This is a genomic window from Amycolatopsis sp. NPDC098790 (assembly GCF_044759945.1).
Taxonomy (GTDB): Bacteria; Actinomycetota; Actinomycetes; order Mycobacteriales; family Pseudonocardiaceae; genus Amycolatopsis.
Map to the genome: position 1 here is coordinate 468,566 of NZ_JBIWAI010000003.1, position 10,045 is coordinate 478,610.

Annotated in this window: 8 protein-coding genes; 3 read left to right on the top strand and 5 right to left on the bottom strand. The window is 71.3% G+C overall.

Annotation, left to right across the window (positions count from 1 at the left end; genetic code table 11):
• Positions 1 to 60 precede the first annotated feature (60 nt).
• A complete protein-coding gene (locus ACIQWX_RS27330; RefSeq protein WP_400876857.1) occupies positions 61 to 1,284 on the bottom strand; it encodes a macrolide family glycosyltransferase in 1,224 nt (407 codons plus the stop codon).
• 142 nt (positions 1,285 to 1,426) lie between these two features.
• On the opposite strand from ACIQWX_RS27330, the gene ACIQWX_RS27335 reads away from it, so the two are divergent.
• Both ACIQWX_RS27335 and ACIQWX_RS27340 read left to right on the top strand, forming a co-directional pair.
• Positions 1,427 to 2,383, top strand: a complete 957-nt coding sequence (locus tag ACIQWX_RS27335; RefSeq protein WP_400876860.1) for an ATP-binding cassette domain-containing protein — start codon at positions 1,427 to 1,429, stop codon at positions 2,381 to 2,383.
• 4 nt (positions 2,384 to 2,387) lie between these two features.
• Positions 2,388 to 3,227: an ABC transporter permease gene (locus tag ACIQWX_RS27340; RefSeq protein WP_400876863.1), complete on the top strand. Its 840-nt coding sequence runs from the start codon at positions 2,388 to 2,390 to the stop codon at positions 3,225 to 3,227.
• Positions 3,228 to 3,311: 84 nt separating this feature from the next.
• On the opposite strand, the gene ACIQWX_RS27345 is transcribed toward ACIQWX_RS27340, so the two are convergent.
• Entirely contained in the window at positions 3,312 to 4,538 is a 1,227-nt protein-coding gene (locus ACIQWX_RS27345; RefSeq protein ID WP_400876866.1) for a macrolide family glycosyltransferase, read from the bottom strand.
• A gap of 205 nt (positions 4,539 to 4,743) precedes the next feature.
• Here ACIQWX_RS27345 and ACIQWX_RS27350 point away from each other — a divergent pair, with 205 nt between their 5' ends.
• Entirely contained in the window at positions 4,744 to 6,198 is a 1,455-nt protein-coding gene (locus ACIQWX_RS27350; protein WP_400876869.1) for an ArnT family glycosyltransferase, read from the top strand.
• Position 6,199: 1 nt separating this feature from the next.
• On the opposite strand, the gene rfbB is transcribed toward ACIQWX_RS27350, so the two are convergent.
• The 3 genes from rfbB to ACIQWX_RS27365 all read right to left on the bottom strand — a co-directional run bounded on the left by rfbB (position 6,200) and on the right by ACIQWX_RS27365 (position 9,711).
• On the bottom strand, positions 6,200 to 7,171 hold the full coding sequence (rfbB, locus tag ACIQWX_RS27355; protein ID WP_400876872.1) for a dTDP-glucose 4,6-dehydratase: 972 nt from the start codon (positions 7,169 to 7,171) through the stop codon (positions 6,200 to 6,202).
• A gap of 20 nt (positions 7,172 to 7,191) precedes the next feature.
• Positions 7,192 to 8,079, bottom strand: a complete 888-nt coding sequence (gene rfbA, locus ACIQWX_RS27360) for a glucose-1-phosphate thymidylyltransferase RfbA (protein WP_400876875.1) — start codon at positions 8,077 to 8,079, stop codon at positions 7,192 to 7,194.
• A 348-nt stretch (positions 8,080 to 8,427) separates the two neighbouring features.
• Complete coding sequence (locus ACIQWX_RS27365) at positions 8,428 to 9,711, bottom strand: sensor histidine kinase (protein ID WP_400876878.1); 1,284 nt, start codon at positions 9,709 to 9,711, stop codon at positions 8,428 to 8,430.
• Positions 9,712 to 10,045: the final 334 nt, after the last annotated feature.

Sequence of the window (10,045 nt, forward strand, 5' to 3'; positions counted from 1 at the left end):
GCGCCGCCGTCCGGGGCGATCTCCGGGGCGGCGGTCGGCTCGGTGGTGTCCACTTCGGATTCACTCCTGGGGTCGGGTGGTCAGTCGGGCCTCGACGCGGTCCGCGGCCGCCGCGGCGCCCCCGGCGCCGGTGATGTGCTCGCGCATCCGGGCCACGCGCGCGTGCGCGGCGGCGTCCTCGGCGAGGCCGGTGACGGCCGCCCGCAGCGTCTCCGCGTCGACCTCGCCCGGTTCGACCCGGACCCCGAGGCCGAGCTCGGCGATCCGGTCGGCGACGATCTCCTGCTCCAGCGTGCGCGGCACGACCACCGGCGGGACGCCCAGCGCGAGGGACTCCATGGTGCTGCCCATCCCGGCGTGCGAGACGAACCCGCTCGCCCGGCTCAGCACGGCGGGCTGCGGCACCCACGGGTGCAGCTCGAAGTTCGGCGGCACCGGGCCCAGGTCGGCCGGCGAGACCAGGCGGCCGATGGTCATCACGACGTGCCACGGCGACCCGGCGAACGCTTCGAGGCACGAGGAGAAGAACTCGCGCTGGCGGTGGTAGCCGAAGCTGCCCATGGCGATCAGCAGCACCGGCCGGTGGTCCGGCGGGGTCCAGCCGCCCGCGCGGTCGCCGAGGCACGGCCCGACGAAGGCGAACCCGTCGTCGAAGGTGTCGCCGCCGGGCTGGAACTCCCGCGGCAGGAACACGAGTCTGGTGTCTTCGCCGCCCTGGGCGAACTCGGCCGCGGACGTGCCGGGCAGGTGCTCGGCGAGCGCGTCCTCGACCACCGCCGCGGCCTTCGCCAGCGCGGGGTGGCCCGGGTCGGGCGCGGGGACCTTGCCCGCCATGGCCGCGTACGGCGAAAACCGCTCGTTCGCGACGAAGGTCGAGCACAGCAGGATCGCCGGGACGCCCCACTTGCGCGCCAGCAGCCGCCCGGTCGGGTAGCCGAAGGCGTCGTACAGGAAGACGTCCGGCCGGTCGCCGTCGAAGGCTTCGAGCGCGGTCTTCAGCGGCGCGAAGCCTTCCAGCGCCTGCGCGAGCCCCGCCTCCGCGACGACGTCGCCGGTGATCTCCTCCGGGATCGCCACGGTGTCCCAGGACTTCGGCACGTGCGACTCGTACGCCAGCACGGTGGCCCCGGTGGCGCGCACGGCATCGGCGTACTGCCCGGCGACGACGTAGGTCACGCGGTGACCGCGGCGGACGAGCTCGGCCGCGACGGGCAGCGTCGGGTTGACGTGCCCGTGAGCCGGATAGGTGAGGAAGGCGACGTGGCTTCCCGACGGGGGAGTCATGCTTGTGAAAGCTAGTCCGGCGCGGCGCCCAGTCAACCATGTCTAGGCGAACCCCTCGGGTCGCGCTTCCGTGCGGGGAAAGGGGTTTCCCGGTGTGCTAACTGTAGCGGTGTCCGATCCGGCGCTGCGGAAGGAAACGGCCGTGACCCTGTTCGTCGAGGCCGAGGGGATCACCAAGACCTTCGGCAAGGTCCGCGCGCTGGACGACGTCAGCATCCAGGTGCCGCGAGGCACCGTGTGCGGCCTGCTGGGCCACAACGGCGCCGGCAAGACCACCTTGGTCAACGTGCTCACGACGCTGGTGACGCCGACTTCCGGCCGCGCGAGCGTCGCCGGGCTGGACGTCCGGCGCGACGCCGTGGCCCTGCGCAGCCGCATCGGGCTCACCGGCCAGTTCGCGTCGGTGGACGAGCAGCTTTCCGGCTTCCGCAACCTGATCCTCATCGCCCGCCTGCTCGGCGCCTCCACGAAGGCGGCCAAGGAACGGGCCGACGAGCTGCTGACCGCGTTCGGGCTGCAGGAAGCGGCCGGGCGCCCGGCGAAGACGTACTCCGGCGGCATGCGGCGGCGGCTCGACCTCGCCGCCAGCCTGGTCGGCCACCCCGACGTGATCTTCCTCGACGAGCCGACGACGGGCCTCGACCCGGCCGCCCGGATCGCCATGTGGGAGATCGTGGAACAGCTCGTGCGCGACGGCTCCACCGTGCTGCTGACGACCCAGATGCTCGACGAAGCCGACCGGCTCGCCGACAAGATCGTCGTGCTGGCGCAGGGAAAGGTGATCGCCGCGGGCACGTCGGCGTCGCTCAAGGCGCAGGTCGGCAAGCGCACGGTCACCCTGACCCTGGCCGATCCGCCCGACGCCGAGCGTGCGGCCGACGCCGTGCGCGGCGCCGGCCTCGAGCCGAGGGTGTCCGGAGTGGACGAACTGATCGTCCCGGTGGAGAAGTCCACCGACCTCGCGCGCGTCGTCCGCGCGCTCGACGACGTCGCGGTCGAGCCGGTCGAGCTGGCACTGGTCGACCCGCGGCTCGACGACGTGTACCTCGCCCTTTCCGGCGGGCCGCGGGATCCCCACCCCGAAACCGAGAGGCTCTGACCCGATGAGCGCACCGACACTGTCCACTTCGGACTCGCCGGCCGCGGTGGCCGGACCCGCGCCGTGGCGCGGCACCTCCGTGCCGATGCAGATCCTCATCCTGACCGGCCGGTCGCTGCGCGCGGTCGTGGCGTCGCGGGCGCTGGTGCTGCTGGGCCTGCTGCAGCCGCTGATCGTGCTGATCCTGTTCAGCCAGGTGTTCGCGAGCCTGGCCGGCACCAGCTCGTTCCCGGCCGGGGTGTCCTACATCGACTACCTGATGCCGGCGGTGCTGGTGATGGGCTCGCTGTCGGTGGCGCTGCAGTCGGGCGTCGGCCTGCTCGACGACATGCGCAACGGCGTCGTCGCCCGCTTCCGGACGCTGCCGATCGCGTCGGCGTCGGTGCTGGTGGCACGCAGCCTCGCCGACGTCGTGCGGCACGCGCTGCAGCTGGCGATCATGCTGGTGCTGGCGGCGACGCTGTTCGGGTTCTCGCCCGGCGGCGGCTTCACCGGCGTGCTGCTGGCGTGGCTGATGTGCATCGCGGTGGGCTGGTCGCTGTCCTGGATGTTCATGGCGATCGGCGTGTGGATCACCAACGTCGAGGTGATGCAGGGTGTGACGTCGATGGTGATGTTCCCGCTGATGTTCGCGTCTTCGGCGTACGTGCCGCTGTCGTCGTTGCCGGCTTGGCTGCGTGCGGTGGCGACGGTGAACCCGCTGACGTACTCGGTGGACGCGTCCCGCAACCTGGCACTGGGCAACCCGGTGGGCGTTGGTGGGTTGGCGGCCCTCGGTGCGGCGGGCCTGATCGGCTTGACCGGTGCGATCGTGGCGACCCGGGGCTTCCGCCGCTCCGCCTGACCCTGCCCCGACGTCATGAACGACTCTTTCATGTCATCTGGCGACATGAAAGAGTCGTTCATGACGTTTGCGGCGGCGGACCGCTCACGGGAGCAGGGCCTCCAGGGCGTCGGCGGCCGCGGCGGCGCCGCCGGCCCGCTCGATCTCCTTGGCCATCAGCGAGAGCCGGGGAGCCAGCTCGTCGTCGGCCGCCAGTGCCTCGACCGCCGCGTGGATCGCCGGGCCCGTCGCCGACGCGACCGGGATGTGCGTGCCCAGGCCCAGTTCCGCGACGCGGTGGGCGTTGGCCAGCGTCTCGCCGCTGTGGGAGACCGCGACGACCGGGACCTCGTAGCGCAGCGCCTCCAGGACGCTGCCCATCCCGGCCTGGCAGACCAGCGCGGAGGCGTACCGCAGCACCGACGGGTGCGGCATCCACTCGTGCGCCTCGACGTTCGGCGGCAGCTCGCCGAGCGCGGCCAGGTCGGCGCCGCGGCCCAGCGTCAGCACCACGTGCCACGGCGTGCCGCGGAACGCCTCGATGCAGCCGGTGAAGAAGCCGATGTCCTTGCTCATCGACGTGCCCAGCGAGATCAGCACCACCGACCGGCCGTCGTTCGGCGGCGTCCAGTGGCCCTCCAGCGCGCGGCAGTCCGCCGTCGGGCCGACGAACCGGTACCGCGGGCCGAACGTTTCGCTCCCGTAGTGGAACGCCTGGGGGATGTACACCAGGCGCAGTTCGTCCCCGACGGGCGAAAGGCTGCCGGTCGCCAGCCGCGGATCCAGGCCGTACCGCGTCAGCAGTTCCGAGACGCCCGCGCCGAACTCCTCGCCGAACCGCGCCAGGCGCGGGTCCTCGTGGTCGAAGTCCGTGGCGGCGGGGTGGTCGTCGGGCGGCTGGGGCGCGCCGGGGATCTCGTCGGCGTCGTTCTCGATGAAGACCGGGCAGCTCTCCACCAGCGGCACGTCCCAAGCGCGGCCGAGAACCCGCGCGGCGTTCCCGCTGATGGTGTCGTGGACGATCAGGTCGGGCCGGTCGCCGGAGAACCGCTCCAGCGCCGCCTCGAGCGGCGCGAAACCTTCGCGCATCAGGTCGATGATCATCGTGACGGCGTCGTCGGCGCTGTCCACTTTGGTCACCGCCGCGGGGAAGTCCGAGTGGTAGGGCAGGACCTCGGCGGAGCTGTCGCGCAGCAGGCGCGCGAACGGCTCGGCGACGGCGAACGTGACCCGGTGGCCCCGCTCGGCGAGCGCTTCGACCGGGCCCAGCATCGGGTTGATGTGCCCGACGCCGGGAAAGCTGAAGAAGGCGATGTGCCGACCGTGGGTCATGGTCGCAGTATCCCGGGAAACCCCAGCTCAGAGGCGGTTCGGGGGCGAAGTCTAGGGAAACCGCTACCCTCACTTTCCGTGCTCAAACGTCACTTCCGAGTGACTACGAAGGTTGCGGATCCCTACGGCGTGATCGACTTTCGTTGTGCGGAACGAGGACTCTCGGCCGCAGAAATCGCCAGGTCGGAGCGTGTCTACTCGAGGTATGACCCTTACCGGAGAGACCACCGAAACCCGCACGGCGTTCGCGCGGACCCCGGTTCTCCTGATCGCGGGAGTCGCCGGCGTCCTGCTCCTCGTCGCCAGCCGCAACTACGGGTTCTCGTTCGACGAGGCCTACTTCGTGGTGGCCGGTCGCGACCACCCCGCGTGGGGCTACTTCGACCAGCCGCCGCTGGTGCCGTTCCTCGCGGCCGGGCTGGACCACCTGTTCCCCGGCTCGCTGATCGCCCTGCGGCTGCCCGCGACCCTGGCCGCGGCGGGCGGGATCGTGCTGAGCGCGTTGATCGCCCGTGAGCTGGGCGGGCGCCGGGTCGCGCAGACCCTCGCCGCGGCCGCGTACGCGATGTCCGGCGCGACGCTCATCTGCCACTACCTCGCGACCTACTCGATCGACCCGTTCTTCTGGTCGCTCATCCTGTTCCTGGTCGTGCGGTGGACCCGGGTGCGCGACGACCGGCTGCTGTTCGCCGCCGGGCTCGTCACGGCCGTGTCGCTGCAGACGAAGTTCCTGGTCCCGGCGCTGTGGGTGGCGCTCGCCGTCGCGTCGCTCGCCTTCGGGCCGCGGGACCTCGTCCGCCGGCCGCTGCTGTGGGCGGGGGCGCTGGTCGCGACGCTCACCACCGTGCCGACGCTGGTCTGGCAGGCCGCGAACGGCTGGCCGTACACGCGGATGTCCGAGGTCGTCTCGGCCGAGTTCCCCGGCACCGGCGCGTTCCTGCTGGAGTTGCTGTCCGGTCCGGGCCTGGTGATCGGCGTGCCGCTCGCGGTGTTCGGGTTCGTCCGCCTGCTGATGTCCCGGCAGTACCGGTTCGTCGGCGTCGCGTTCCTGCTGCTCGTCGTGGCCTACCTGCTGACGTCCGGCCGGTCCTACTACGTGTACTGCCTGTACGCGCCGCTGTTCGCCGCCGGTGCCGTCGGCCTGCAGGACGTCAAGTGGCCCACGGCCGCGAAGGCCGCCGGCTGGGTGCTCGCCGTCGCGTCGGTCGGCCAGGCGCTCGTCGCGCTGCCGATCTACCCGAAGTCGTGGGCCGAGCGCATCCCCGACGTGCCGCTGGTGCCGTTGACCGCCAAGGTGTTCGTGCAGTCCGACGGCCAGCTCGGGCAGCTGTCCGACGCCGTCGTGCAGGTGTACCGGTCGTTGCCGCCGGAGCAGCGGGCGCGGACGGCGATCATGACCGACAGCTACGCGTTCGCCGCCGACCTGGAACTCTTCGGTCGTGAACGCGGGCTGCCGTCCGTCTACAGTGCACACCGCGGGTACTACTACTTCGGGCACCCGGACGAGGGCGTCGACAGCGTCCTGTTCGTCGGCGACGCGAGCCCGGCGGTGACCGGGGCGTTCGCCCACCGCCAGGACGTCGTGCCGCAGCTGATGACCGTCCTCAGTGGACGGAACACCGCGTGGGACGCGCTGTGGCCCCGGCTGCGCACGCAGTGACTCAGCCCTTGAGCGGTTCCCACCAGCCGCGGTTGTTCTTGTACCAGTCGACGGTGTCGCGCAGGCCGGTGTCGATGTCGACCCGCGGGGCATAGCCGAGTTCGGTGGCGATCTTGGTGATGTCGACCGAGTAACGGCGGTCGTGGCCCTTGCGGTCCTCGACGGGCCGGATCGCGGTGTGGTCCCGGCCGGTGATGGCCAGCAGCCGTTCGGTGAGCTCCCGGTTGGTCAGCTCGGTGCCGCCACCGATGTTGTAGACCTCGCCCGCGCGGCCCTTCTCGGCCACCAGCTGGATGCCGCGGCAGTGGTCGTCGACGTGCAGCCAGTCGCGGACGTTGAGGCCGTCGCCGTAGAGCGGGACCTGCAGACCGTCGACCAGGTTGGTGACGAACAGCGGGATGACCTTCTCGGGGTACTGGTACGGCCCGTAGTTGTTGGAGCAGCGGGTGATCGAGGCGTTGAGCCCGTGGGTGGTGTGGAAGGCGCGGACCAGGAGATCGGAGGACGCCTTCGAGGCCGAGTACGGCGAGTTGGGGGCGATCGGGTGCGTCTCGGGCCACGAGCCCTCGTCGATGGAGCCGTAGACTTCGTCGGTGGAGACGTGCACGAACTTGCCGACCCCGCGTTCGAGCGCGGCCTGCAGCAGCGTCTGGGTGCCGAGGACGTTGGTGCGCACGAACTCCGCCGACCCGGCGATCGACCGGTCCACATGGGACTCGGCGGCGAAGTGCACGACCAGGTCGGTGCCGGCCAGCTCCCGCTCGACGACTCCCGCGTCGCAGATGTCGCCGACGACGACCTTGAGGCGTTCGTCGCCGTCGACCGGCGCGAGGTTCGCGCGGTTGCCGGCGTAGGTGAACTTGTCGAGCACGACCAGCTCGCCGGGCTCGAAACCGGCGTACTGTCCGGAAAGGACGTTGCGGACGTAGGCCGAGCCGATGAACCCGGCACCGCCGGTGACCACCATGCGCATGGGAAGGATCCTCCGGGGGTTCAGACCGCGGTGAGCGGCCGCGCGCGGCGCGCGAAGTCCATGACGTACTCGCCGTAGCCCGAGCTGCCGATCCGCTCGCCCAGCGCGTAGCACTGGTCGGCGTCGATGAAGCCCATGCGCAGCGCGATCTCTTCGAGGCACGCGATCTGGACGCCCTGGCGGGCTTCCATCGTCTGCACGTACTGCCCGGCGTCCAGCAGCGACTTGTGGGTGCCGGTGTCGAGCCAGGCGAAGCCGCGCCCGAGGTCGACGCAGCTCGCGCGGCCCCGGTCGAGGTAGACGTTGTTGACGTCGGTGATCTCCAGCTCGCCTCGCGCGGACGGAGTGAGGCTCTTGGCGATCTCGACGACGTCGTTGTCGTAGAAGTACAGGCCGGTGAGCGCCCGGTTCGACTTGGGGTGAGCGGGTTTTTCCTCGATGGAGACGAGGTTCCCGTCGGCGTCGCACTCGCCGATGCCGTGGCGGTGCGGGTCGGAAACCTCGTAGCCGAAGAGGACGCAGCCCTTGAGGTCGTGCGTGGCGGCGCGCAGGACGTCGGAGAAACCCTGGCCGTGGAAGATGTTGTCGCCGAGGATGAGGGCGGAGGTGTCGTCGCCGACGTGGTCTTCGCCGATGATGAAGGCTTCGGCGAGCCCGTTCGGGTGGGGCTGCTCGGCGTAGTCGAGGTGGAGGCCGAGTTCCGCGCCGTCGCCGAGCAGGCGCTTGAAGGCGGGCAGGTCGTGCGGGGTCGAGATGAGCAGGATTTCGGTGATGCCGGCGAGCATCAGGACCGAGAGCGGGTAGTAGATCATCGGCTTGTTGTAGACCGGGACGAGCTGCTTGGAGACGCCCAGCGTGACCGGGTGCAGTCGGGAGCCACTGCCGCCGGCCAGGATGATGCCTTTCATGTGGGCTCCACGTGGTGGGTCGGGTTCGCGTCCGGCCCGACCTTATGCGGGGGAGGAGTAGGAGAATGCCCAGTCTCGGCGCGGCTTCGGCTTCCCCGCGCGCCGGCCGGCGGGTGACATGAATGACTCATTCATGTCGTCAGGTGACATGAATGAGTCATTCACTACGTCGCCGCGGGGTGGGAGCGGTGGCGTGCGGCGGGCGGCCCAGCGGCTCGGGAGCAGCGGCGCAAGCCGGGTGGCGGTGCGGGGTCAGCGGTGCAAGCCGGGCGGTGCGGGGAACCGGCGCGGTGCGGGGGCAGCGGCGCAAGCCGGGTGGGTGGTGCGGGGAACCGGCGCGGCGCCGGGTCAGCGGTGCGCCGACTTCTGCCGCGTCTCCGTCGTGGGCACGTACGCCGGCAAGTCCGCCGCGATCCGGAACCCGCCATCCGGCGTCGAACCCGCCTGCAGCGTCCCCCCGACCAGCTCCACCCGGTGCCGCAAGCTCGACAACCCCAGCCCCGACCCGCTCCCCGCCAACACCGCGTCCGGCTGCCGTGACGGCCGGGTGTTGATCACCCGGATCCCCACCCCGTCCGGCCGGTAGCGCAGCTTCACGCGGATTTCGGCCCCCGCCGCGTGCTTGCGGGCGTTCGTCAGCGCCTCCTGGACCACCCGGTGGACCGTGCGGGCGATCGTCGGGGACATCTGGGACCGCTCGCCCTCGACGTCCAGCTCCACCGGGATCCCCGCCGACACCGACTCCTCGACGAGCGTCGCCGGGTCCGGGGTCGGCTGCGACGGGACGCTGGGGCTCGGGCTCGCCATCCGCTCGGACACGTCCGCCGACGTCGTGTTCAGCACCCCGACCAGGTCGCGCAGCTCGTCCAGCGCCATCGCGCCGCGGGCGCGGATCTCCTCGGCCGCCTTGCGGACCTCGGGTTCCTTCGAGCTGATCCCGAGCGCTCCGGCGTGCAGGACCATCAGGCTGAGCCCGTGGGTGAGCACGTCGTGCATCTCCGCGGCGAGCCGGCGGCGCTCCTCGAACCGGGCCTGCTCGGCCAGCAGGTGCGTCTCGCGCTCGGCCCGCTCGGCGCGGTCGCGCAGCTCCTGCAGCAGCTGCCGGCGCGCGTCCAGGTACAGCACGACGGCCGCGGGGCCGATCGTGCTGAGCAGGCCGACCGGGGTGAGCGTCCAGCTGGGCGCCCACGGCGCGCTGCCGACGACCGCCAGCGCGCCGACGAAGCCGAACGCCACCCGCTGGGGCGTCCGCCGGACCAGGAAGATCACGATCACCGGCGTGATGCGGGGGAGGATCAGCGGGCTGGCCGGGTCCTCCGGGGAGAGCAGGCCGGGGGCGAGCGCGTCGGCCAGCACCGTCGCGGTCGTCACGGCCAGCGCGATGCTCGCGACCGTCTTCGGGAACCGCCGCAGCCCGAGCACCGAGACGTCGACCAGCAGCTGCAGGATCAGGTCCGCGCGGGGGCCCGCCCAGCCGGTGGTCGGGTGGCTGTTGAGGCAGATCGCCACGTCGAGCGCGCCGAAGATCACCGCCAGGCTGAGCAGGGTCGCCAGTTCGTGCTTGGGACCCACCCGCGTGCCGAGGTGCTCACGCAGCGTGGTTCGAAGACCGGGAGTGGTGACGTCCGACACGGGCTCCACGGTAGCTTCCGGACCCCTGTTCCGGCGGCGGCCTGCCGGTTCCGGGCCGGACTAGCGACGAAAGTTGCCCGGCGGGGCACGGACCGACAACTTTCGTTGGTTGCCCGTCACCCCGTCGGCCCACGGCCGCCGAAGGGCACCTCAAGTCTTGGTTAAATGTCCAGTTTCGGGGTCTGAGTAATGCTACAAGTATGTCACCCGTACAGGTGGTGGCCTTCGCTGACAGCAAGGGTCGCTCCTGGTACGGTCACTCCACAGTGGAGGAAGTGGCGCGCATCGGGCACCGACGGTGGTTTCTCCGGCGGCGGTGTCAATAGTGTTCGGA